Annotated in this window: 24 protein-coding genes; 4 read left to right on the forward strand and 20 right to left on the reverse strand. The window is 38.9% G+C overall.

Annotation, left to right across the window (positions count from 1 at the left end; all coding sequences use genetic code 11):
- The first annotated feature begins 98 nt into the window (after positions 1-98).
- Entirely contained in the window at positions 99-299 is a 201-nt protein-coding gene (locus BK584_RS02480) for a hypothetical protein (protein ID WP_078391120.1), read from the forward strand.
- A 38-nt stretch (positions 300-337) separates the two neighbouring features.
- Here the strand turns inward: BK584_RS02480 and BK584_RS02485 are convergent, their stop codons facing one another.
- The 3 genes from BK584_RS02485 to BK584_RS02495 all read right to left on the reverse strand — a co-directional run bounded on the left by BK584_RS02485 (position 338) and on the right by BK584_RS02495 (position 2,593).
- The gene (locus tag BK584_RS02485; RefSeq protein ID WP_078391121.1) at positions 338-697 is read right to left on the reverse strand and encodes a DUF1798 family protein; all 360 of its coding nucleotides are present in this window, start codon (positions 695-697) and stop codon (positions 338-340) included.
- 42 nt (positions 698-739) lie between these two features.
- Positions 740-1,258 carry a chromosome-anchoring protein RacA gene (gene racA / locus BK584_RS02490; protein ID WP_078391122.1) on the reverse strand — a complete coding sequence of 173 codons (519 nt, stop codon included), beginning with the start codon at positions 1,256-1,258 and terminating at the stop codon, positions 740-742.
- A gap of 435 nt (positions 1,259-1,693) precedes the next feature.
- Positions 1,694-2,593, reverse strand: coding sequence for a DUF2515 family protein (locus BK584_RS02495; protein WP_078391123.1), 900 nt, complete (start codon positions 2,591-2,593; stop codon positions 1,694-1,696).
- Positions 2,594-2,758: 165 nt separating this feature from the next.
- On the opposite strand from BK584_RS02495, the gene recU reads away from it, so the two are divergent.
- A complete protein-coding gene (gene recU / locus BK584_RS02500; protein ID WP_078391124.1) occupies positions 2,759-3,391 on the forward strand; it encodes a Holliday junction resolvase RecU in 633 nt (210 codons plus the stop codon).
- Positions 3,381-6,095, forward strand: a complete 2,715-nt coding sequence (locus BK584_RS02505) for a PBP1A family penicillin-binding protein (protein WP_078391125.1) — start codon at positions 3,381-3,383, stop codon at positions 6,093-6,095. Before recU ends, BK584_RS02505 begins: the two co-directional genes overlap by 11 nt.
- Positions 6,096-6,142: 47 nt before the next feature.
- Here BK584_RS02505 and BK584_RS02510 read toward each other — a convergent pair whose 3' ends face one another.
- The 7 genes from BK584_RS02510 to BK584_RS02540 form a co-directional block, all read right to left on the reverse strand.
- On the reverse strand, positions 6,143-9,688 hold the full coding sequence (locus BK584_RS02510) for a dynamin family protein (protein ID WP_078391126.1): 3,546 nt from the start codon (positions 9,686-9,688) through the stop codon (positions 6,143-6,145).
- On the reverse strand, positions 9,689-10,195 hold the full coding sequence (locus BK584_RS02515) for a YpoC family protein (protein WP_078391127.1): 507 nt from the start codon (positions 10,193-10,195) through the stop codon (positions 9,689-9,691).
- Positions 10,188-10,847: an endonuclease III gene (gene nth, locus BK584_RS02520; protein WP_078391128.1), complete on the reverse strand. Its 660-nt coding sequence runs from the start codon at positions 10,845-10,847 to the stop codon at positions 10,188-10,190. Before nth ends, BK584_RS02515 begins: the two co-directional genes overlap by 8 nt.
- A 10-nt stretch (positions 10,848-10,857) precedes the next feature.
- Positions 10,858-11,562: a DnaD domain-containing protein gene (locus tag BK584_RS02525; protein ID WP_078391129.1), complete on the reverse strand. Its 705-nt coding sequence runs from the start codon at positions 11,560-11,562 to the stop codon at positions 10,858-10,860.
- Between the two features lie 90 nt (positions 11,563-11,652).
- Entirely contained in the window at positions 11,653-12,945 is a 1,293-nt protein-coding gene (gene asnS / locus BK584_RS02530; RefSeq protein ID WP_078395360.1) for an asparagine--tRNA ligase, read from the reverse strand.
- Positions 12,946-13,031: 86 nt separating this feature from the next.
- The gene (locus tag BK584_RS02535; RefSeq protein ID WP_078391130.1) at positions 13,032-13,526 is read right to left on the reverse strand and encodes a cell wall elongation regulator TseB-like domain-containing protein; all 495 of its coding nucleotides are present in this window, start codon (positions 13,524-13,526) and stop codon (positions 13,032-13,034) included.
- A 12-nt stretch (positions 13,527-13,538) separates the two neighbouring features.
- Entirely contained in the window at positions 13,539-13,718 is a 180-nt protein-coding gene (locus tag BK584_RS02540) for a YpmA family protein (protein ID WP_078391131.1), read from the reverse strand.
- A 125-nt stretch (positions 13,719-13,843) separates the two neighbouring features.
- Here BK584_RS02540 and BK584_RS02545 point away from each other — a divergent pair, with 125 nt between their 5' ends.
- Complete coding sequence (locus BK584_RS02545) at positions 13,844-14,023, forward strand: hypothetical protein (RefSeq protein ID WP_054711294.1); 180 nt, start codon at positions 13,844-13,846, stop codon at positions 14,021-14,023.
- Between the two features lie 30 nt (positions 14,024-14,053).
- On the opposite strand, the gene BK584_RS02550 is transcribed toward BK584_RS02545, so the two are convergent.
- From BK584_RS02550 to bshB1, 10 genes are all read right to left on the reverse strand, one after another.
- Positions 14,054-15,367, reverse strand: coding sequence for an amidohydrolase (locus BK584_RS02550; protein ID WP_078391132.1), 1,314 nt, complete (start codon positions 15,365-15,367; stop codon positions 14,054-14,056).
- Complete coding sequence (gene dinG, locus BK584_RS02555) at positions 15,368-18,190, reverse strand: ATP-dependent DNA helicase DinG (protein WP_078391133.1); 2,823 nt, start codon at positions 18,188-18,190, stop codon at positions 15,368-15,370.
- 9 nt (positions 18,191-18,199) lie between these two features.
- Complete coding sequence (locus BK584_RS02560; RefSeq protein WP_078391134.1) at positions 18,200-19,159, reverse strand: tetratricopeptide repeat protein; 960 nt, start codon at positions 19,157-19,159, stop codon at positions 18,200-18,202.
- Between the two features lie 63 nt (positions 19,160-19,222).
- On the reverse strand, positions 19,223-19,606 hold the full coding sequence (panD, locus tag BK584_RS02565) for an aspartate 1-decarboxylase (protein WP_078391135.1): 384 nt from the start codon (positions 19,604-19,606) through the stop codon (positions 19,223-19,225).
- Positions 19,606-20,466, reverse strand: coding sequence for a pantoate--beta-alanine ligase (gene panC, locus BK584_RS02570; RefSeq protein ID WP_078391136.1), 861 nt, complete (start codon positions 20,464-20,466; stop codon positions 19,606-19,608). The genes panD and panC overlap by 1 nt, the downstream gene beginning before the upstream one ends.
- Complete coding sequence (gene panB / locus BK584_RS02575) at positions 20,463-21,302, reverse strand: 3-methyl-2-oxobutanoate hydroxymethyltransferase (protein ID WP_078391137.1); 840 nt, start codon at positions 21,300-21,302, stop codon at positions 20,463-20,465. Before panB ends, panC begins: the two co-directional genes overlap by 4 nt.
- 205 nt (positions 21,303-21,507) lie before the next feature.
- Entirely contained in the window at positions 21,508-22,479 is a 972-nt protein-coding gene (locus BK584_RS02580; protein ID WP_078391138.1) for a biotin--[acetyl-CoA-carboxylase] ligase, read from the reverse strand.
- Positions 22,476-23,606 carry a CCA tRNA nucleotidyltransferase gene (locus tag BK584_RS02585; RefSeq protein WP_078391139.1) on the reverse strand — a complete coding sequence of 377 codons (1,131 nt, stop codon included), beginning with the start codon at positions 23,604-23,606 and terminating at the stop codon, positions 22,476-22,478. Before BK584_RS02585 ends, BK584_RS02580 begins: the two co-directional genes overlap by 4 nt.
- Positions 23,606-24,748, reverse strand: a complete 1,143-nt coding sequence (bshA, locus tag BK584_RS02590) for an N-acetyl-alpha-D-glucosaminyl L-malate synthase BshA (protein ID WP_078391140.1) — start codon at positions 24,746-24,748, stop codon at positions 23,606-23,608. Before bshA ends, BK584_RS02585 begins: the two co-directional genes overlap by 1 nt.
- Positions 24,749-25,453 (reverse strand): bacillithiol biosynthesis deacetylase BshB1, encoded by a 705-nt coding sequence (gene bshB1, locus BK584_RS02595; protein WP_078391141.1) that lies wholly within the window; start codon positions 25,451-25,453, stop codon positions 24,749-24,751.
- Between the last annotated feature and the right edge of the window lie 72 nt (positions 25,454-25,525).

Below are 25,525 nucleotides of genomic sequence, written 5' to 3' on the forward strand. Positions count from 1 at the left end.
CTTTCTTGCAGAAGCGGGTTTCATCTTTTATAATGATACTTGAGAACGTTTGCACTTTTATTGGTACATACACTTGAGTAATTGAAGGAGGAACCCCGATGTTAAAAAAAGGGCTGATTGCTGCTTTTATCGTCTCACTGATCGCCATTTTTGCTTATGAGCCAACTGTTTTAGCAGCTGCAGCTGAGTCGGAAAGCCACGCGAGTGATACAGATAGTTTAATGCGTTGGACATTAAACATTTTGTCTGTAGCTACTTTAGCATTTCTTGTCTTTCTATCAGTTACAGATCGAGGCTAATAAAAAAACTGTCCAGTAAAATAAACTGGACAGTTTTTTTATTTTGGAAGTTCTTCTAATAAATTGGATAACACATAACGGACAGACTTAAAAGTTTCCCGTTGCCGCTTCATACCAGATGAAGCATAAAATGATTTTATGGCAACCACATCCAAATTCTCAACTGCCTCCGCCAATTGGTTCACATGCAATCCTCTTGTTGGATGATTAATTAAGAATGCTTTTGCTAGTGGATACCATTCTTGTGCCAGTGGCTGTACTTGATCAGCAAATGGTTTAACTTTCCCATAAAAATCAACCTCATAGTCTGGCTTTTTCTTCACAGTCTCAACATAAAATGTTTCTGCATCTATAGTTAAATCAAGTAATTGGTTCGTCATTCTTCTAAGTTGTTCCACTTGCGCCACCTCCACCGCTAGTGTAGCAAGAACAACCTAATTTTAAAAGGAAAAGAATGCCGTCAACGCTTTCCAAGGACGTTTTTTCACATTCCTGGGAAGCTCCTGTGATTCATTTACAACACGTTTTTCTTGTGCGTAACTCATTCGCTTTTCAATAAGCGAGAGGCGATCTTCAAGTGTGTCTAATAATTTCATCATATCATCCAATTCACTTCTATGTTTAAGCAATTGGTAACTGACCACATCATCTGCCTTTGAATCTAATTTGGCTTCCAATTCATTAACTTGAACGAATACTTGCTCCATTTTCGCTTCGTATTGTTTTCTTGGCACTGCCGCTAGTTGTGTTTTTTTCGGAAACGATACTTCTTTTAATTTTTTTCCTTGTTTCAATTGATTATGAATATCTTCAAATTGAGTTAAATGATGTTGTGCATATAAAAAGTGTCCTTGCTCATTCACCTCACATTTGATGTCAAAGAATTTTGTCCACCTTTGAATCGTTGTTGGATTTACGCCTATTGCTTTTGATACCTCTTTTGTTTTTAACGGTTCCATGATAACGCCTCCTCGTTTTTCCTGTTGCCTTATCAGTTCGCCATTTGTGCCCCATTCCCTATACAGACGACAAAACTAGAAGGCATTCAACAAAGATAGTCGTTCTCATACACCCCTCTCTTTTTTCATGATTATTCGACAGCGCATATTTCCATCTTTCATGAATCATACTTACGTAAGAGGGGGTGTTTACAAATGAAAAAACAACAACGACAACCTAAACAAGAGTCAAAAAGAACAAATAGAGAAACGGCTATCCCTACAGACAAAAAACTTGATGGTCCAAACCGTCCTGCAGAGTAACATTTACGTACACAAAAGCTTGTCGACAACTTTCCGTATCAAGATCGTCGACAAGCTTTTTTTATCCTTGCCTCTAGCCGTTCCTCATCGCAACTGCTAAAAGCCCCAGACTTAAAAACGTACCAAGGTTTCTTAATTTGTATTTCCTTTCATCCAACTTAATAGTTTAATCTCCGCCTTTGTGACTGCAGTTCCCAACTCTCCCCTTTTCGGTTTCATCCATACTTGCTTAAATAGTCGTTCAATTTCATCAGGCTTCTTATTTTCGTACCAATCGATCATGTCACTTTCTCTGTGATGACAACGAGGAAAACAAAGACGCAACGGTAAAGCATCTTCATTTAGATTGTAATCCCTTCGCGAACCTGTTGGCTCAGTCTTTTTTGTGAATGCAAAAAATTGTTCTTGAAGTTCTGGTTCGTATAGCAGTTTGGCCAGTCTTTTTCCTAATTGGATTCGTGCGATTGGGTTTGCAAATGACGTAACAGTTTCCCCGTAAATCGTTTGATTTATTCCTGGCAAAATAACATGGCTAAAATGTGCAAACTCCTGCATATTGTAAAAAGCCGAATGGAAAAATTGTTCCATTGCTAATAAGTCAAGCAAACGATTTTGAACAACAAACTGCTCATTGATGATTAATGCTGTCATTAAGCGGTTTTCATTTTCCTCAACCATAAAACGACGCCACTCTTTTTGCATGAAAGAAGATACGCCAAAAGATTTAAGCGTATCAAAACAATCCCTTCTCTTTTGTACGGTTTGTTGATAAACAAGCAACTGGGGATAAGCATCTGCAAAAATAATCCAATTAGCGCGCTCATAAATCCATCCAATCCATCTACGAGTAGTAGCATTAAGAACGGTTCGAAACGGAGCGGTTGTTAAGTCTGTCATATTCCAACCAGCATTTCGCGACACCATTCCCGCTAAAGCTGCCCAACGGATTTCAGGATAACGACGACCAAATTGTTCATATGCTTTTGTCCTCGAAATATTGTCAACGTTTGCAAATGTTATTAGATCCTTCATCCCATTCTTTCCCTCATTTTTTCATTAAATTTTCAACAGATCGCGTGTTCTCTTCCACTACTCTTTTTTTAAGTGTGTTAAAATAGATAAGTGCTTATGTGTCCTTTTACCTTTCCGCATAACACTAAATTCATACCAAGAACAGTAAGGAAAGGTTGTGTCTTGATGGCGATTCGTTATCCAAATGGAAAATCGTATGTTGGAGGAGAAAAAGAGCAGAAACAAAAAAAGCTGCCAGCTGATGCCTACAGCGGCAGAGGAATGACGCTTGAACAAGATTTAGATGAAACAAACCTTTACTACTTAAGCCGTCACAAAGCTGTTATTCATAAAAAACCAACACCAGTACAAATCGTAAAGGTTGATTATCCAAAAAGAAGTGCTGCGGTCATTCGTGAAGCATATTTTAAACAAGCCTCTACTACAGATTATAATGGCGTTTATAATGGCAGATATCTGGATTTTGAAGCAAAAGAAACAAAAAACAAAACATCTTTTCCGTTAAAAAATATTCACGATCATCAAATCGAGCATATGCGCAATGTCCGAGCCCAAAAAGGTATTTGTTTTGTTTTGATACGTTTTTTTGTGAGTAAAGAGGTGTTTTTGCTTGATGCCAGTCACATAATCGCTTATTACGATCAACAAAATACACGTAAATCGATTAAAAAAACAGACATTGAACGCCTTGGACATCTTGTTCATACAGGTTTTCATCCACGAATTGATTATTTAGAGACCGTGGAACGCATTTATTTCCAGTCATCCATAAAAGGGGAGAAATTAGATGGCAGATGATTACAAATCAAGGCAAGAGCGCAAAAATGCGCAGGCCAAACAAACAAACAAAAAACCACCTAACAATAAAAAGGCAAAATCACCTAGTAATAAAAAGAAAAGTGGCGTATTAAAGAAAATAGCCATTGCCTTAGCCATTATGATTGGTCTTGGTATTGTAGGTGGTGGTGTAACGGCTGCTGTAATCATAGCAGGCGCACCAGATATTGATGAAGAGCAACTTACACTCGCGCAATCATTACAAATTCATGATAAAGATGATGAACTAGCGTTTACGCTTGCTGGAAATGAGCGACGTATTAACGCAGATATTAATGACATGCCAGAGCATTTAAAAAATGCGTTTATTGCCGTTGAGGATCACCGTTTTAAAGACCACTTCGGTATTGACATCCGACGTTTAGGTGGCGCGATCCTCGCTAACTTCCGTGAAGGTTTTGGCGCTGAAGGTGCTTCAACGATTAGTCAACAGTTAGCCAAGAACTTATTTTTATCGAATGAAAAGGCACTATCCCGTAAGATTCAAGAAGCATACTTAGCCATTCAATTAGAACGACGCTATTCGAAAGATGAAATATTAGAAATGTATTTAAACCAAATTAATTTAGGTCCTACCGCTGGTTACGGTGTTCAACTTGCTTCCGAAACGTACTTTGATAAAGAAGATCTTAGTGAATTAACAATCGCTGATGCGGCAGTTCTTGCTGCTATCCCACAGCGCCCAAGCCATTTTGATCCGTACACAAATCCGGAAAACAATGAACAGCGTCGTGATACGGTTATTAATCGGATGGAACGAGAAGGATTTATTACGGCCGAGGAAGCAGAAGAAGCTCGTAATACAGATATTAATGACCAAATTAACTACAATCCATCCGAAGAAGACAGTAATTGGTTGACGTTTTATGATGAAGTATTATCCGAATTAGAAAATATGACGGATCTATCAAGCAATGATATTTACAACTCTGGACTTAAAGTGTATACAACACTCGACACAGATGCACAAAGTCTCGTTGATGATGTGTTAAAATCCGGTGAATACAGCAACTTGCCATTCCCAGATAATGAAGATTTCCGTGCTGGTGTTACCTTAATTGATAATAACACTGGAGCAATTCGTGCCATGGGGAACGGCATTGAACAAAACGATGCCCGCGTCAGCAACTATGCAACGATTCGAAATAACCAAGGTTCAACAATGAAACCTTTACTTGGTTATGCTCCTGTTATTGAAAACAAGCAATGGCCTACAGCAGAAATCATTGTGGATGAACCTTACTACTATGAAGCTCAAAGCGATAGAGAAGTTCGAAACTTTGATCGCTCCCATTTAGGTCGGATGACAATGCGCGAAGCATTATCTCGTTCACGAAATGTAACTGCAGTAAAAGCATTGAACGAAGTTGGCGTTGAAAATGCGTATGAGTTTCTTGATCCAATGTTTGTTGTTGATGAAGGGCGCGTTGAATCAGGCATTTTAGGACCTGCCCTTGCTTCTACAAAAGAAATGGCTGGTGCCTATGCAGCATTTGCCAACAACGGTGAATATACAGAGCCGTATACGATCCGTAAAATTGTTTTTCCAGATGGTCGAGAATTAAACATGCAACCTGATACCACGCAAGTCATGGAAGACTATACAGGTTATATGATTACCGATATGCTTAAAACAGCTGTAAATAGCGGAACTGGTCAGCGCGCACAAGTACCTGGAGTAGACATTGCAGGAAAAACCGGGACGGGGAACTTTGATGGAAGTGTATTAGAGCGAATGAATAGCAGTTCGGGCTTTCCGACATCCGCTTTCACCGGTTATAGTACGCAATACACTGCTTCTGTTTGGATTGGGTTTTCAAATCATAGTGACCCGGATAATTATTTAACTGACACACATGGCGGAATTGCCCAACAAATTTTTCAGCACATCATGACCGATCTCCATTCTGGTATTGATACACCTGATTTCACGAAGCCAGACTCAGTTGAAGAAGTTCGGGTGGAACGTCGAACAGGCTTGTTACCAAGTGCTGGAACACCTCAAAGTGAGATAGTTACGGAACTATTTGTCCGAGGCACAGGTCCAAGTAATGTTTCTGAAGCGTACGCAGAGATCTCTGACCCAACAAATGTGACATACACTTATGATGAGGAAGACGAAAGCATTGAATTTTCTTGGTCTTATCCAAGTGATGAAATCGATGATGTTGACTTTAACACATCAATTAATACCGGCTCTTTAAATGTTGATGAAAGCAATATGACTGCTACTCTTTCTGGTGTCTCACCTGGAAACAGTTATACATTCTCAGTGCAGGCTGTGGCAACAGATGGTTCTGGCATTGAAAGTGACTCCGTTTCGGTCACTGCCACTATTGATGAAGCCGTAGAAGAGGAAGAAGAGGAAGAGGAAGAAGAAGAGGAAGCTACACCACCTGAAGAAGAGGAAGAGGAAGAAGAGCCTGCAAATGACGATTCCGATAGTGGATCAGACTCTGGTGATGACACCGACAATGACGAGCAGAACGGCGATAATTCTAATGGCGATTCTAATAATGGTGAGGATGGAAACGATACTGACGGAAATACAGAACCAGACAATGGTGATGACAATGACACCCCAGCAGAAACACCTACACCAGATGAAGAACCAAATGAAGACTCTGAAGAAAGCTCTAGACAAAGCAATGAAGATGACGATTAACCATCATAAAAAGCGGGATTGATTTCAAATCAATCCCGCTTTTTTATTTATATCTTAAGCCACCTTTCTAGCAAATGCTTTTCTTGATGCATTTCTTTTGCAAAAGCTGGTTCAGATAAAATTGATAATTTTTCTTCTTCATGGGCCATTTTTGATTCAATGTGTGTTTTCTCTGCAAGAGTAATTTCCTCTATAAGTGTAGCGACCTGAGTTTTGACATTTCCCTCTTGTTGACGCAAAAACTCTCCCATTTCTTTTGCCAACTCAAACGAAACTTCTTCTTTTACACGAGTTGATTCTCCCTGTTCAAAAAAAGACTTTAACGAAAGAAATCGTTTGCTGTAAGAATCAAGGTTTAACTCTGACTCAACTGATTCCAATTGAAGTGTTAGCTTCATCCTATTAAACTCACCTAGGTAAAAAGCTGGGTAGACCTGTTGAATGGATTGCTCCCACTCTTTAATCCAACGTTCATAATGACGTTGGAATGAGAGGGAAAGACGAATGGCCGTTGCTTTCACTTCCTGCTCCAGGAAAAAAAGACCTTCTTCCCTCCATTGTTTTAACCCTTGTTCAACTGTCTCCTTTTGTTGTTTTTTGGTTGTTCCCCTAACCGTAGCAACATTCACATGTTCAAGATACGTATCTCGCAAAGCAAAATGGTTTCGTTCACGTAAGTAAGTAAATAATTCGCTTACCTCTTGATGAATCCGCAAGCGAAATGGCTTCCCTTCTTCTTCTATAAACTCATTTAGAAGTCGTTCAAAATTTATTTTTGTGCTCTCCAACAACGCTTGTTGATTCTCCTTATTCGCTTGTGAAAACTGAATCATTTCTTCCAAGTAATTGCGATAAGAATTCGTTTCTTTCAATAAGAGTTGTTCGTTTAAACGCCTAAGGGTTTGTAACATTTGACCATACAATTCGTTTTCGAAATGTTGGAACCCCGACCCAACTTGTAACTCATTTTTCTTATTCATTAATGCTGCTTTACTAGAAACAGGATAGAGCAACACATCATTTACTCCAGCACTTTGTAAAGAGGTTCTCACATAGCTTTCTACGCCAGCTAATTCTGCAGGATTAGCTGCCAAGTCAACAGCATTTAAAATAAAATATAGTTGTTTTGTAGAGAACTGTTGATTGATTTTACCCAGTTGTTCAATAAATTGAGCGTCTGCTTTTGAAAAAGAATGATTATAATAAGTAACGTAAAAAATCGCATCCGATTTCTCAATATGTGTATAAGCAACATTCGTATGACGGCCATGAATAGAGTTAACACCTGGTGTATCAACTAAAGTTAAACCTGCTTTCGTTAGTTGGCAATCATAATAAATCATTGCCTCTGCAATTAAACAAGCTACATCTTCATTTGCAATCATTGAAGCTAATTGATCCAACGTGACATTTTTCGTAGTTGCCAATAACAACTCTTGATTTTTTAAACTTTCCTGCAACGTTTTTAAATAAGCAATTGCCTGTTTTTTTCCTGCAGTATCGGCTTTTATCGTTGATATACGTATATTTCTAATGTTATCAGGTGTAAGCTTAACGGAGACTAACTTTGAAATAGACGTAAGTTCTTCTTCCAAATGTTGATAGCTTTTATACGTAATAACGACTGTTCCATGTGGGAAACCCTCCATTGAGGCGGTAACAGTTGTTACGGCGGCTGTAGTTGGATGAGGAGATGTAGGTAATACCTCATCACCAATCAAGGCATTTGCAAAACTTGATTTCCCAGCACTAAAAGCACCAAACAATGAGATTGTGAAACGTTGCATTTCCATTTGCTTCACTCTTTTTTTCAAGCGTTCTCGCCATTCTTTTCCCCATTGTTTTTGCTGATTTCCTTCTAAAATTTCTTGCAAACCATTAAGATCAATCACGTGCTCTTGCTGGACGAACGGTTCTTGTACGTGCTGGACCTCACTGTCTAATAAGGTTTCAGGTTGTTTGATTTCTTCGCTGCCTAGCCAGTTGCTCTCTTCGGAATACTCAGTAGCATTTTGAAGGGCTGCTTTTACTTCAAATTCTAACTTACCATGGTCATCACAAGCTTTAGCCTGCTTTTTTAAATAGTCAATCTGACTATTTACCTCTTTTTTCATTTGAGTCCATCTATCAATGTAAGGCACGAGGTTGCTTTGGTTCTCTAATTCTTTTTTAGCTCGAACCCAATTCGCTTGATCTTCTTTTTTTAAATTATCTTGTGCAATGTTTAATGCTTCAAGCGCTCGTTGTTTTACTATACGTTTTATTTCTTCACTACGATTTTGTGCATACTGGTACACATATTCTCTACCAACTGTTTCTTTTGGCAACGAGTGTTTTAAAAATGCTTCATTGACTTCAAAAGAGATTTGATTAAATGCCGTTAAAAAAGCCTCTTTTTTGTCCATAAATTCAACTGGTATCGTTTGCAAAGAACGCTGCACATGGAAAACAAGCTGTGACTGGATCTGGTCTTGCAATTCGGTAACCAGCAATTTTGTTCTTCGTTCTTTTTCTTCTTCCGTTTTTCTTTTTGAAAACAGGACGCCAACACGGAAATTAGGCCTCATTGCTTCTAACCATTCTTGTGTCAGATCGGTAATAGCAGAATTAAAAAGGGTCGCTTGCCTAAATAATGAGTTCCATTCAGCTAAAAACGCTTTTTCTCTATTTTTAGAAGCGTGTTCAAGCTCGTGCCACTCTTTTATGTTTTGCTCATATGTATGTAGATCATCTATCGAGAACCCAAGTTTATCAATAGCAGACCTAAGATCCATCTCTGCTTCCTCTTCAGTTTCCTTTATTCGACGAATTTGAGCTAAATAAAAACTCTGTTCTAGTCTCTTCTTACCGAGCTCCGCAAACGTTTTACCTTTAGCCATTATAGCCATTAGTTCTGTTTTTAATTGACTCAATTCATTATATTCAGCCGTGCGCATGCTTGTATAATAGATCGATAAATACTTAATGCCCCACGCTTCAAGTGTTTCAGTGATACTCTCTTTATATGTTTGAAATAACAATTCTTGCTCGACATGCTTATCAATTTGATTAATAACCAAAAGAAGAGGCTTTGCCTCATCCGATAATTGTTTCAAAAAATGCAAATTCGTTTCTGCTTTAACATGGTTATAGTCCATTACATAAACAACTGCATCAGTCGTAAACAATGCATCCATGGTCATAGCTTGATGAGTTGAATCAGTTGAATCTACGCCTGGCGTGTCTACAAGTTCAGCAAAGTGTTGTAAAAATGGAATAGGCGCTTTTATATGTAGTTTTTTTATACCAACTCCATCCATACCATAACGACGAATATCATTCCAATCAATTTCTCCAACATACCGACTTATTTCTCCACTAACTTTTTCTACATCAACGCCTAATTCGCCAAACCCAATATATACTTGATTTGCACTCGTTGGTATTGGACTTGTCGGTAACAGTGGCGCCCCAATTAATTCATTTAGAAGAGTTGATTTCCCTGATGAAAAATGTCCGCTGAAAGCTAATGTAAATGTACGTTTTTGTTGAATTGATTCCCATTGAATCGTTTCTTGATCTGTCCACTCCACACCGCGTTTTAATCCATTCACTTATCGTCTTCCTCTCTGTTTTATAAGCGTATTTCGGACTTGAATACGTGCATTTAGCTTTTCTAGTTCTTCAAATAATGCACACATTTGCAGAAAAGATACATAATTGTTATTCTCAAGTACAAAAATTACACGTTCTAAAGCATTATTAGGCAGAACTGCAAAATGATTTATTTTCTCTTTTAAGGAGACCAAATTCACTGGTTCCTGGTTAATCCAAAACAAACATTGCAGCATGAGTGCTTTTGACTTAAGAAGAGATTCTTCTTGAGGTTGACGATGCCGGTAAGATACAGAAAGTTCTTCTTTCTGTTGATGAAAAAACAGGCACAGTTCTCTAATATATTCATGAGGTTCTTGCCAAGGTTCCGACTGATAGCTAATCTCTTCTGCAAATGGTACTTGCCATTGCCTTTCTATAAACGTTGCTGATGAGCTTATTGTTACACTGCTTTCAGGTTTATAAAAAGGCAAACACAAAAGCATTTTCGGTACTTGTTTACGCATCGATATGAGTTGCTTTCATTCGTTTTTTGCCTTCACGGCATAAATCAAATAACGGGCAAGACGCACATTTAGGAACTTGCGCTTTACAATGGTAACGTCCAAAAAAGATAAGTCGATGATGTGCATCCGACCAATCTTCTTTCTTTATTTTTTTTTGTAATGTCTCTTCAACTTGTCTTACGTTGTCTTTCCATCTACATATCCCTAGACGTTTCGATACACGTTCGACATGTGTATCAACAGCTATTGCTGGTTCACCAAATGCCACGCTCGTCACTACATTTGCTGTTTTTCTTCCAACCCCAGCAAGTGATTCAAGCTCGTCTCTTGTCTTAGGAACTTGACCATTAAATTCAGTAAGTAATGAGTGAGCCAACTTCTTTATATTTTTTGCTTTATTTCGGTATAAGCCAATTGAACGAATGTCATTTTGTAACTCTTCAATTGACACATCTACGTAATCTTCCGGTTTTTTATATTTAGCAAATAACGATGGTGTCACTTTATTCACTAAAGCATCTGTGCACTGAGCAGATAAGACAACAGCTATGAGCAGCTCGAACGGGTTCTTATGTGTAAGCTCACATTCTGCTTCGGGAAATAGTTCGCCCATTATGTCAATTGCATATTGTGTATCTTTTTTTGAAAGCATGCTTTACTCCTTATAAATTTTCAAGCCAGTGAAATCCTGGTATGTTTTTTTGTTGTCCCTCGTTCTTTTTCCGTTCTTGCGGTACTTTTTTCCGAAAGCGTTCACTATGGGCTTTCGCTTGTTCCACCGTTTGGACACCATTCTTTTTCCATTCAAATAAAATTCTATCTATATAACGAAAATTAAGCTTCCCAGAAACAACCGCCTCTCGTAAAGCAGCTAGAATCAATTCTGTTGAATGTTGATCTTGATCAAACCACATCGATAATGTTTCTGCTTCAATTGGTGATAAAGGACGGGCGAATTCTTGCTCAAATCGTTTATAGAGTTGTCCTTCCATCTCAGCTTGATCAGTCGTTTCTCTCTGTGAATCAACTTTTTCTAAATGACCAACAAGTGCAGCCCATAACGGTTCTAATGAACAGTATTCATATAAAATACCTGACTCTTCATCAAGTCTGTTTTCGATTGCAAGAAATCGTTTCCGTACGAGTGTTCCAATAAGTTTTGCACAATCTTCTATCTCCAAAGTCATACGGTCGCTGAGCAACTGTGGTGTGGGAAATGCATCTCCTGCGTCCAAAAACGACTGAATATGCAATAAAGCCACAAACTCATGTTCATTTATGTGTAAGTCGTTGTAGTGCTCTAACAGCAAATGGGGTATCGATAAATGTTTTTGTTGCGCCCATTTCATAAATACGTGTTGATTCAATCTAACCACCTCTAGACATCCAGTATACCACGTCTTCCTATACGCTGAAAAAGAAAAAAGAAGCTGGCTTTATGCCAACCTCTTTAATTGCTATGGATGCAAACGATTTAGTAAGCGTGGGAATCCAATTGTTTCACGGACATGCTCAATTCCTGAGAACCAAGCGACGGTCCGTTCAAGCCCTAAACCAAAACCAGAGTGAGGAACTGAACCATATTTACGTAGATCCAAATACCACTGATATTGTTCTAGGGGTAAACCATGCCGATCAATTTCTTGTTTGAGCAATTCATAGTCGTGAATGCGTTCTGATCCACCGATGACTTCACCATATCCTTCTGGTGCAATTAAATCTGCGCAAAGAACAACATCTTCTCGCCCTGGAGCTGGTTGCATATAAAATGGTTTAAGGGACTTAGGGTAATGTGTAATAAATACAGGCTGCTCATAATGTTCTGCTAGTGCCGTTTCGTGAGGCGAACCAAAGTCATCACCCCATTTAATATCATCAAATCCTTTTTCATGCAACATGTCCAATGCTTTGTCGTAAGTAATACGAGGAAAAGGCGCTTGAATTGATTCTAGCTTTGACAGATCACGGTCAAGTACTTTTAATTCCAGTTGACATTCTGTAAGGACTGCTTTGGCCAAATAAGAAACATATTGTTCCTGAATTTCTAAGCTTTCCTCATGTTCCATAAACGCCATTTCTGGTTCAATCATCCAAAACTCAATTAAGTGTCTACGTGTTTTTGATTTTTCAGCGCGAAATGTAGGTCCAAACGTAAACACTCTTCCTAGAGCCATCGCTCCAGCTTCTGCATACAATTGTCCACTTTGAGATAAGTAAGCATCTTCTTCAAAGTATTTCGTGTGAAATAATTCTGATGTTCCTTCGGGCGAACTACCAGTTAAAATGGGTGAATCCAATTTAGTAAACCCATTCTCATAGAAGAAATCATACGTTGATTTGATGATCTGGTTACGAATTTTCATGACAGCATGCTGTTTCTTTGAGCGTATCCATAGATGTCTGTTATCCATTAAGAATTCAGTTCCATGCTCTTTAGGTGTTATCGGATAATCTGTTGATTGATGTATCAGTTCGATATCCGTAACTGTTAACTCATAACCAGAAGGCGAGCGTTCATCAGCCCTAACAATGCCAGTAACATACAATGAACTTTCTTGCGTAATGCTTTTTGCCGTTTGAAAAACAGCTTCAGCTACCTCCGCTTTAACAACTACTCCTTGAATAAATCCAGTCCCATCACGAAGTTGCAAAAAAGCAATCTTCCCACTTGAACGTTTATTTGCAATCCACGCTCCAATTTTTACTTCTTTATCAATGTAATGGCCCACTTGGGCTATAGTTGTTTTCAAAACATCCATTCCTCCTGCAATGATCAACATTTATTCGCTATATCCAATTCGTTCTCATTATACACTTTGCCAATTTTACTAGTCAATTAAGGATTTATGCTTACACTGTAACTCTTTACATATTCACCCGTTTCAAAAGACATATAGTAAAATACTCTAGCTTGTTGGGCTGAATTATATGTAAATTCATAAATCGGTCTTCCATCTTCCATTCCTAGGCGAACTGAATCAAACGACTCTACATTAAGTTCTTCACTTACTTCAGCTTTTATTTCTTCTTTTGGAACGCCACTATCGGCTGGCAAAACAAGTGTGTTTTCTCGATCTTCAGGATCATAATTTAACCACGCAATGGAAGTTTCACCATCTTCATCAGTCCCAACAGCTACCCAGTAGCCTTCACCGCCATGATAAAATGAAAGGTCATCCACCGTTTGCAACAAATTATTGTTGAGTAAATAATCGGATGCTTCCTCAGCCCCTTCCAAGAGAGGGCTGCGTATGGAATGATACATAAACAATCCTAGGCTTATAAAAATGAGAGCGGACACCATTGCAGCGATCGCCAGTTTCTTTTTCATTCGCAATCCCTCTTACACTTCATAAATGGTCATTGTAATTTTATTTGAATCTTTTTCATCAAGAGCAAAACCAAAGGTCAACCCTTTATCTTTTAACGTTCGATTTAGTTGGTCAACGACTTTGTAAAAGTCATCTGTTCGTTCAACTGTTACGGTAGATAAGACTTTCATTTTCATTTCGGCCCGTTCCATTTCCCTTCACAACCCTTCGCTTTAATATACAACCCAATATCTAGACTAGCCCACAATCATTACTAAACATACTCACAGAAGCCTGTGCCATACTAAGTGTACGCCAGTTGAAGGGGGGCGATCAAATGAACCAAGATGGCTTAGCCGAGTGGTTTCAGCAAAATAAAGACACAGCAGCCCTGCTTTGTCGAGCGAATCAGTCCATTGAGGACGTTTGGGCTTTCCCGCTCAAACAAACCGCTTTTCCAGCGGCTTTTGACGCATCTTCTGCTAAGGTAGCAGATATGCAGGCTGAAACTGACTAAAAAACCTTCTACCTACACCTCAGGACGCTGCTATTGCAGCGTTTTCTTTAGATTATTGAATTGTAAAGTTGCTTCTGCCAAAACTTTTTCCTTATCAATTGTCGTTAATTGTTTGTTTTCCATTAAAGCTTTACCTTGTACATACACATCCGTTACATCTGAGCCTTTTGCAGCAAAGACCAAATGAGATAGAACGTGATCAGTTGGATGAAGATGTGCTTGATTTGGCGATAATAAGATGAAATCTGCCTCTTGACCGGTTTCGATTGTACCTAGTCCTTCATATCGCAATGCTTTTGCTCCAAAAACTGTAGCCATTTGTAAACCTTCATAGGTTTCAATCATATCAGCCTGTTCATTAATTCCTCGTTGAAGTAAAACAGCGAAACGCATTTCTTCAAACATATCAAGTGCATTATTAGATGCAGCTGAATCCGTTCCAAGCCCTACCTTCACTCCGTGTTTTAACATGCTTGCTACTTGTGCAACTCCCGAACCAAGTTTTAAATTGCTTTTTGGGTTATGGGAAATAGCGGCACCATGTTTTTGAAGCAATTCCATATGTTGCTCATACATATGAACGCCGTGAGCAAAAAGCCAATCTGTTCCTTCAAGCAGTTGCCGTTCTTCCAGCAACTCAAGTGGATGCATACCATGTTCATCCATATAATCATGAATTTCTTTTCTTGTTTCCGCCAAATGCATATGGACAGGAAGAGACTCGTCTCTCGCCGCTTGGACAATACGTTCAATATAATCAGGCGGGCAAGTATAAGGGGCATGAGGAGCCAACATCGTTCGAATTCTGCCATCCGCTCCCCGATTCCACTGCTTCGCAAATGAAAGGGATTCTGCTAATTTCTCATCCTGCTCTTCTTTTGAGCATAAACCAATAACAGATCTCATTAACGATGCTCTCATCCCCACCGTTTCGATTGTTTCCGCAAACTCATGCATATGCAAGTGATACATATCAACAAAAGTGGTTGTTCCAGATTCAAGCATTTCAACAAGGCTTAGATTCCTTGCTGCTTGAACTGATTTTTTATCCAGCTTTCGCTCATATGGCCAAATCGCTTGCTCTAACCAATCATTTAATGGGAGGTCATCATTTATTCCCCGCAGCAACGACATAGCTGGGTGCCCATGGGTATTAATGAGCCCCGGCATTAACCATTTTCCATTCCCGTCGATTACTTTACTTTTTTCCCTTTGCTCTTTTGTAGGTTCCCCATCTGAAACGATAGCAAACCGACCATCCTTAATTAAAACATATCCGTATGCAATAACATGCTTATCTAGATTCATCGTAATGATTTTTACATTTTTTATGATCGTATCCACTTAATCTTCCTCCCTAAAATGCAGGTGTTGCTCCAACAACGTTTCAAGCTTTCCCTCATATACAGGAACCGGCGGCAACGAATCAATAAACGTCTTTCCGTATCTTGTTGTTTTAATTCGACGATCAAAAATAAAAACTGCTCCATAGTCTTGTTTTGTTCGAATCAGTCTCCCAAAGCCTTGCTTAAAGCGAATAACGGCTTGAGGTAAGGATAAATCTGTAAAAGGGTTTTTACCTGTTTGTTTTGCTTGCTCGATTTGTGCTCGGTTAAGCGGCTGATTAGGAGGAGCGAAAGGCAAACGTACAATCATTAAATATTCAAGCTCACTACCTGGCAAGTCAATCCCTTCCCAAAAACTGCTAGTTCCAAACAAAATCGCCGCTTGTTCTGCTTGTTTAAACATTTTTAATAACCTTGTTCGAGAACCACTTGTTACACCTTGTCCAATTAAATTTAATGAACTCGATTCATCCAAATCTTTAACATAATAATAAACTTTTTTCAACATATCATAAGATGTAAACAGGACCAATGCTTTTTTCTGAGTCAATTCTGCAATGCGCCAAATCTTAATCGCAATGTCTTGAACAAAAAGTTCATCATTCCCACCACGTATATTAGGGACGTCTGACGGAATAAATAATTTCATTTGTTTTTCATATAAAAACGGCGACTCGACTTGACTCGTGCGTACACCAAAATCGTGCAACCCTAGTCTGTCTATTTGATAAGAAAATGATTGATTAACGGTTAACGTAGCAGAGGTCATTACGACACTTTTTTTCTGTGCGAAAAAACGATCAGCAAGCTGATTTGCTACTTCAATTGGCTTCGCATATAAATAAGTGGCATTTTTTGCCCCTTTTGGTTCAGCTTCTATCCAGTAAACAAATTGATCATCATATTCAAGTAACAATTCATAAACAGATTGAACTTGCTCTTCAAACATAGCAATAGCTACTTGAATATCAGCGAGTGTAGCACGAGTCGCATAAGTTAACTCTTTTTCTTCTGAAGTGAGGGTATATGCTTGAGTCACTTCCAATAAGGTTTTTTCTCCATGAAGTTGGATTCGCATTGCGCATTCCAAAATCGCTTGCCAGAGAGAACCTTGTTCAGAGAAGCTTTTAAACACATAGCTTATGCGACCGACATCTGTTGCATTATTCCCTTCACCTAAAGCAAAAACGTGTATCATTCGGAACAATTCATCTACATCTTCTTTTAAAAGAATTAACGCTTCCTCAGCACCTTTCAAGTTGAGCGTTAATCCTTGCGCTTTTGCCACCTTCAATAACTTTTGAATAGCACTATGCTCTTGACCTTCACCTAATCTGGAAATAGAAAAACCAAACGATAAATAACTTGTAGAAACACCAAAATGGTTACTTGCTGCTTCTTCTAAATGGTGTGCTTCATCAATAACAGCATGAGAATAAGTTGGTAAGAGCGCATTCGATTGGACAACGTCCGTTAAGAGTAACGCATGGTTTGTAATAATTAAATCAGCTGATTGAGCATTTCGTCTTGAGCGATGATAAAAGCAACGTGAGAACCAAGGATTATACTTTCCTAAGTCTGACACACCATCACTCTGCACGGTTAACCAAAATGTTTTTCCACCACTTGATAAATTTAATTCTTCCACATCACCGTAATCCGTTTCTAACAACCAAATTAATATCTGAGCCTTAGTTAAACGCACATCATATGAATCATCATCTATTTGTTGCATCACTTGTTCAAATTTACGTAAATCTAAATAATTTCCCCGTCCTTTTAAGACGGCAGTTTTTATTGAAAAAGGAAGCACAGAACTCAAAAGTTGCAAATCCCTTTGCAATAATTGTTCTTGCAATGGAATTGTATATGTTGATATAACAACAGGTTTTTTTATTGTTTTTGCGTAATATGCACTCGGCACTAAGTACGCCATACTTTTCCCAGTACCGGTACCAGCCTCAATTAAAGCATGTGCGTGATCATTAAACGCATCATGTACTTCAGTCATCATTTGTCGTTGTCCAGGACGTTCTTCAAATGAGACAAAAGCTTTAGCAAACGTACCGATTTCTCCAAAGATCTCATTATTTGATTCCGTGAACGTTTTGAATTCAACTTCTTCTGGTTTTCGATCATCTTTTTGAATGACTTTTTTTATCGCCAATTGCCTAAAAACTTCCACCCCGTCATCTTCCGCATGTGATGTTGTTATTTTTTTATGGATTAGAGGTTGAAATAGAGCCAACCAATCACTTTTTAAGCCTTTGGTTATTTGAGAAAGTGTTTGTAAAGTAATAAGTGGTAAATGATGTAGTTTATGTAAAAGAAAAAGAAACAATTCAGCTGTCATTTCAGCATCACTATCTGCTTGATGTGGTCGTTCATGTTCCATATCTAGACTACTTGTTAGCTCCGATAATTTATAACTTTCCTGCTTCGGCAATAATACTCGACTCATCTCAACAGTATCGAATTGGACAGTTGACGGAAATTGAAGTCCTTCCATTTCCAATTGCGCCTTTAAAAACCCTTTATCAAACGGTACATTATGAGCAACAAAACCACTACCGTCCATAAACTTCAGTAAATCTTCAGCAACATCTATAAATGCAGGCGCTCCACTTACATCTTCATCCGTTATACCTGTTAGCTCTGTAATAAATGGGGGAATGTCGCAAAACGGATCAACAAATGTTGAAAATCGATCCGTCACTTTGCCACCTTCCACCTTAACAGCGCCTATTTGAATAATGCGTGCGCCTTGCCTTGGAGCATTCCCTGTCGTTTCCAAATCAAGCACAACAAATGTCTGGGACATTTTTCCACCTCAATTCACGGGATCTGTCCCGTTTCCATCCAGTTCTGCTGCTGACTTAATCAGCAGCCACGATTGTTTTGCACTTACGTCTGTTTGACCTAAATCATCAAGCAGATCAATCGCGCGTGCATCCCCTGCTAATGCTTTATTCCATGCAAATCCATGTAACAAATCTCCGGTTTTTCCATGAATCAGCATTAATTGTTCATAACAATAACAAGCAAGCTCATGTTCACCAAACCATTCCGTCAGCTTTGCAAGCGACAGCAATTGTTCTGTATCTTCACTTGTTTCCGCGTACTCCATCCAAGCTCCTCTTGCTTCATCTTTTTCATTATTTTTATATAGTGCTAAACCAAAAATAACCAATGAATCCACATCATTACATGAAACAGCGTATTGTCGTAAACAGACAGCTGCATACTCATAACTCTCAATCCAGTAATAACAGATGCCTAAATTATACACGACATCCGGATTATCTGCTAAGCAATTCGCCTTTTCCATGTAGAGAATTGCTTTTTCTACTTGTTGGTTAACCATTTCAATTAAACCTAACCCTAAATACGCAAAATGATGAATGAAAGGATCATTTGACGCTTGGAGGGTATAAAAAAAACAAGCCTTACTCTCGTCGAGCTCCTCTACATAAAGCGAAGCAAACCCTATATACAATTGACGAATCGTATCTAATTCGCCTACCGCTAGTTCGTTTTTTAAATAGTGCAGTGCTTCATGAAAGTTCTGTTCATTAAATAAGCGTGTACCCTCTGTTTGATAATGATATAAAGGTCCTAAATGACTGACACGTTGTTTCAGAATCTGCAATGCCTCATCCATTGATCCCCACGTATCTAATAATTGCTGTGCCATCTGTTCGAGTGTATTAATATGAAGATCGCTTTGGTTAACCGGTGATTTCCATACCGATTGATAAAGCGAATTCCATTTTCCAATCCATTCATCCAAAAGAAATCCCTCCCCAGGTTCGTATACACTCAGTGTGTATCACCTAGAAAGGGAATATGCGAATTAACGAACGGTAGAAGCTGGCTCAGTTCCTAGCATTTCAACAATGTGGTTGGATTCATCCAAAATCGCCACTTTTGGTTGATGAACAAGTGCTTCTGCCGTTTCCATCATTGCATACGTTAGAATAATTACAACATCTCCCGTTTGCACTTTTCGAGCGGCAGCTCCATTTAAACAAATGTCTCCCTGTCCTCTTGGCCCCTTTATAACATACGTCTCAAATCGTTCACCATTATTATTATTGACAATTTGAACCTTTTCATTTTCGAGTAAATCAACAGCATCCATTAAATCTTCATCAATTGTAATGCTGCCTACATAGTTTAAATTCGACTCTGTTACCCGAGCCCGGTGCAATTTAGCTTTCATCATCGTACGAAACATTATGCTTCACCTCTGTTGCGATTAGTAAATTCAATTAAGATATGATCAATTAATCGAGCCTTTGAAAATTGATAAGCAACCGCTAATATGACTGTGCCTTCAACATAATCAACGGACTTTAATGAAGGGTACTCGTAAGCCTCTACATAATCAATCGACCCTATTGGTAAGATAGAGAGTTCATTTTCGACCATACTCACAAGTTTCTTCAACTGACGTTCCCCTGATTGAGCAGCGCTTTGCAGCGCGTTATAAAGCGTAGGTGCCATTGCTCTTTCCTGTGGGGTTAAATAAACATTACGTGAACTTTTTGCCAAACCATCTTCTTCTCTGACGGTCGGACAACCGATAATTGAAACAGGCAAGAAAAATTCTTTCGTTAATTGCTTTATAATCGCCAACTGTTGAGCGTCTTTTTGGCCAAAAAAAGCTTTATGTGGACCAACTAGTGACAAGAGCTTAAGTACAACAGTAGCAACACCGTCAAAATGACCTGGTCGCCTTGCACCGCATAAAACATCTGCTCCTTGTCTCACATGAACCAATTGTGTAGGACCATCAGGATACATCACTTCTTCAGCAGGACAAAATAATACATCACAATTAGCTTCTGCTGCCAATTTACTGTCAACCTCTAATTGTCTAGGATAAGATTCAAAATCCTCCCCTGGGCCAAACTGAGTTGGATTAACAAAGATACTGACAACGAGAATATCACATGTTTTTTTTGCTTGTTCCATTAATGAAAGATGACCTTGATGAAGTGCTCCCATTGTTGGGACCAAACCAATTGTCTTATTCTTTAACCTGGCTTCATGAAGAGCTTCATCTAACTGCTTTACATCTTTAGCAACTATCACGATTTATTTCCTCCGTAAAGATCAAGCCAGTTGGTATCTTTCATTGTATACGTGTGCTCTTTAGCAGGAAAATCACGTCGCTTTACTTCCTGTACATATGAAGAAAGACCTTCTTGAATAATGTGGGAAATGCTCGTATATTGCTTCACGAATTTCGGGACTCGTTCTGACTCATAACCAATCACGTCATGATAAACAAGAACCTGGCCATCCGTTTTATTTCCAGCACCTATGCCAATTATCGGGATCGTTACTTCACTAGTCAATAACGCACCTACTTGATGAGGGATGCACTCTGCGACAATTGCAAAGGCTCCTGCTTGTTCAAGTGCTTTTGCGTCTCTCACAAGGCGCTCTCCATCTTCCTGTGCTTTTCCTTGGACTTGATAACCACCAAGAACGCCAACAGACTGAGGGGTCAAACCTATATGGCCAACCACTGGTACACCCGCAGCAACCAATTGTCTTACAGTATCTACGATCTCTTTACCACCTTCTACTTTTACAGCATCCGCCCCTGCTTCTTGCATAATGCGACGCACATGGTGTGCCGTTTCTGTAAAAGGTCCGTGATAAGAGAAAAATGGCAAATCCGTTACAACAAATGTGTCTCTCGCTCCACGTTTAACAGCCTTTGTGTGTAAAATCATATCGTCGACAGTGACAGGAACCGTTGAATCATAGCCTAATACAACCATTCCTAATGAATCACCTACTAAGATCATATCAACACCAGAGCGCTCTGCTAATTTAGCTGAAGGGGCATCATAAGCAGTAACCATTGCAATTGCTTCACCTGTAGCTTTCATACTTTTTAACTGTTTTGTTGTTTTCATGTTCATCCTCCTGTTTCATGTGTCCAATTTGTGGAACTGCATGAAACGGCGAAAGCCCCTTGCACTTTCGCAAGGAGCTAGGTCGCACATAAACATTCGTCCCGGTTCTATTCTAGAATCCAGGCAATGCCGAATGCGTAATCCCACTAATTTTTGGGTGCCGTTCTAGCAGATACAGCCCTTGCGCCATTAGTATATCATACGCTTATGGGGATGTGTCGAGTTCTATATCTGCTGAATAGATTAGATGCTCTTTTCCATTCTTATCCTCAAGACACAAAAGACCGTCATCTGTAATCCCATGGGCATAACCGTAAACTGTTTTTTGAGGCATGCGTGCAAATAAAAATGTATGGATACTAATTGCATGAGCTTCCCAAAGAGGTTTAATGGTCGTAAACCCTTTTTCAATGTATTGCTCGTAAAGCCATTCAAATTCGTTTAACACTTCTGCGACTAATTGCGCTCGCGACACAGGACGTGCCGTTTCTATCCGAATAGACGTTGCTACATCCTCTAACTCATTGCTAAATTCTCGAGCGGATTGATTGCAATTAATCCCAATTCCGACAATCACATATTTCAAGGAGTCTGGATCAGCCGCCATCTCGGTTAAGATGCCTACAAGTTTTTTTCCGTTAAATAAAATATCATTTGGCCATTTAATGTCGCATGATAAACCACTTACTTTTTCAATCGCTCTCGTCACTGCTACAGCAGCTAACAAAGTTAACTGCGGTGCTTTTTGGATATCAATTTCAGGTCTAAGCAAAAGCGTCATTGAAATAGAATCCCCAGCTTTTGCCTGCCACTGACGTCCTAACCTCCCTCTTCCTCCCTCTTGCTGGTTGGCTAAGACAACGATGCCTTCTTCTTCGTTTTTTGCCGCAAACTCATGGGCTAGTGGTTGAGTTGAAGAGACCGTCTCATAATAGTAAATCTGCTTTCCCAACCTTTTTGTGTTAAGAAATGCTTGCACGTCATGAGGAAAAATCGTGTTTGGGGCGCTAATAAGTTTGTACCCTTTTCGTGGAGCAGACTGAATTTCATAACCTTGTTCCCGTAACGTATTTAATTGCTTCCAAATAGCAGTTCTTGAGACACCGAGTGAGGTGCTCATCTCTTCCCCAGATACGTAGTTACCTGATTGTAACAAACGAAGCAAGTCTGTCTTCACCCTTGCACCTCCTTTCTATTTGCGAAAAAAGCCAATAAAGATTCTTTTTCATTAGGAACAACCGCTTCAATAACAGATTGTTGTAAGAATACAAGCTCTTTTTTTATCCATGGTCCAGCCTGATCATGCGTTACTTCTAATAAATCTTTTCCGGATATAGCAAGTTCGCTCGCGTTTTTTATTGGTAATTGCTCGAACCTTACTTCAATTTCCTCTGGAGACAGTGCATCCAATTTCTTCTTTCGACGTGACTGCTCCACAAAAGAGACAATCTTAGGACCAGCTTGATACATCTCCCATTTCGTCCAAGAAGCAAGCAAACGACGTTGATACGATTTAAATGCTTGTTTTAGAAACGTTTTGTTTTTATTGCTCAGAGGGATTCCTTCTAGAAAAACAATGGACTTTATGCAAAGAGCAAATTCAAACCAAGCTCTAATCACGTCTTCTCTTTTTTCAATCGGAAGAAGTTTAAGTTCACGATAATGTGGCTCTGTTAGTTCCAGACCTGGAATCCAAACACCTATCTCTAACTGTTCAAGTAATGAAAATGCATTAGCAGCGTATGGTCCTTTCATTAATTCTTCTATTTCATGAGTTGCTCGTTCCACAGCTACATCAGCTAACATAAAAGCGTAGTTTTTCATTTCTTTTTTCAGTTCCTTGTCAGGATTAAAGCCAAGAGTACTTATAAATCTTGCTGCCCGTAAAATTCGAAGTGGGTCTTGTGTAATTGCTTTTTTTGCATTATAAGACCGAAGCTTGCATAATTTTAAGTCTTTCTGACCATCTACATAATCAAGTACGTTACCCGTTTCATCAAAAGCTAAAGAGTTAATTGTAAAATCCCGGTTTTTAACGTCTTCTTCAAGCGTCTCTCCCCTAAAAGAAGTAATTTCAAAATGAGATTGATTATAATGAACAAGTATCGTTTGATGGCTCCTGTTCACTTGAACCGTTTTAACAAATAAATCCTTAATCGTATCTACCGTTGCCGAGGTCGCAATATCAATGTCATGTATGTCACGTTTAAGTAAATAATCACGTACGGCTCCACCAACAATTAAAGCCTCGTATCCTGAATCATTAATTCGTTTTACACAAGCAAGTGCATTTTGCCAACTCATTACATCGTATCTCCTTGTAACATTTTCTCATATAGCCGCTCATACTGACTAACAATATACTGCGAATAAAAAGTCTTCTTCACCCGTGTTAATGCCGCTTCTTTAAACGAATCGTGCAACTGTTCATCACTAAGTAATTGAATCGCCTTTTCCGCAACTTCTTCAATATGACCAAGCTCAACAAGAAATCCACTTACTCCATCTTCAATTACTTCCGGGATTCCACCAATTGAGGTTCCAATAACTGGAACTCCACACGCCATCGCCTCTAACGCAACAAGACCAAAACTTTCTTTTTCACTTAATAAAAGCATGAGATCGCTCATAGATAGAAGCTCTGCTATATGTTTTTGGTTACCAAGTAACAAAACATGGTCTTCTAATCCTTGCTCAATCACAAATTGTCTCGCAATCGGTACTTCTGGACCGTTTCCTATTAACAACAATTTAGCTCGTCGCTTGCGCATAATGAGTTGAAAACTTTTTAAAATGTCAACAATTCGCTTCACAGGTCGGAAATTAGAAATATGTATAATAACATCCTCATCTTCTAGAATACCATAATGTGCTCGCAAGCCTTCCACTGGCTTTGGATAATAAACATGCTCATCAATAAAGTTATAAACCGTTTCAATTGGTTTAGTTGTACTTACAAGCTCTTTGGTTTGGCCTACTAAATTATTTGAAACAGCTGTTACCATATCTGATTGTTCAATACCAAATTTAATCAGTTGTCTAAGAGAGGGATCAAACCCTAATACAGTTATATCTGTACCGTGTAATGTTGTCATAATCTTTATGTCTCTTCCACTCATTTGTTTTGCAAGAATGGCACAAACTGCATGAGGAACGGCATAATGAACATGTAAGAAATCAAGGTTATGCGTACGAATCACTTCAGCAATTTTACTAGCAGCAGTTAAATCATGTGGCGGGTGTTTAAATACCGCATATTGATTTACTTCTACTTCATGAAAGAAGATATTTGGATAAATTCGATCATCTAAACGAAATGGAATTTCACTCGTAATGAAATGAACTTCATGTCCTCTTGATGCAAGTTGTTTTCCGAGTTCAGTTGCGACGACACCAGAGCCTCCAACAGTTGGATAACAAGTAATCCCTATTTTTTTCTTTTTCACTTACGTTCCGCACCCTTCTAATAAATTAGACATGAGTAGTGGCTTTTCGGTTTTAAACCCTTCAGCTAATCGGACGCCCACTTGTTTGCCAAAGATACGATCACGAGCTTGTACCGATTCGATGTAATCATCAGTTAGCGGTGTTCGCACGCCTTCTACTGGCGCAAATTGGCTTGCATAAGCTTGTAAAGCTTGTTGTTTCTTTTCATAAACAGAACCTACATCAATAACAAAATCCGGTTTGCTATAACCATTAATAAAATACCGATAAGAATTAGAGACTTTATGCACAGTACCTTCACTTTTATAATGACGAATGCCTGCATTAAATATAGCCTCCTGCATAATTAACCCACAAGCACCGTGGTCTGGATGTCGATCTTTTTCTGGCATAAACACAAGCCGAGGTTTCGTTAAGCGAATAATCGATACAATTTCTTTTAGCTGATTTGGTTGAATTACAGTCAGACCCCGGTCAGGAATATTTAGCTGATAACGTTGTTTAACACCAAGAATATCTGCTGCACGCGACGCTTCTTTCTGTCTAATTTCAACCGTACCATTTGACGACAATTCTGCTTTAGTTAATGTTAAAAATCCACATGTATATCCTTTTTCTATATAAGAAGCGATTGTTGCACCCATCCCTATTTCAATATCATCAGGATGAGCGCCACAAGCAAGTATATCTACTGTTTGATCCATTCTTTTTCCCCTTTTATATAATGGACTTCACTATACCACAATTAATTCCAGAGCGACAAAAAGACAGCCTTC

It is taken from the genome of Shouchella patagoniensis (assembly GCF_002019705.1).
Taxonomy (GTDB): Bacteria; Bacillota; Bacilli; order Bacillales; family Bacillaceae_D; genus Shouchella; species Shouchella patagoniensis.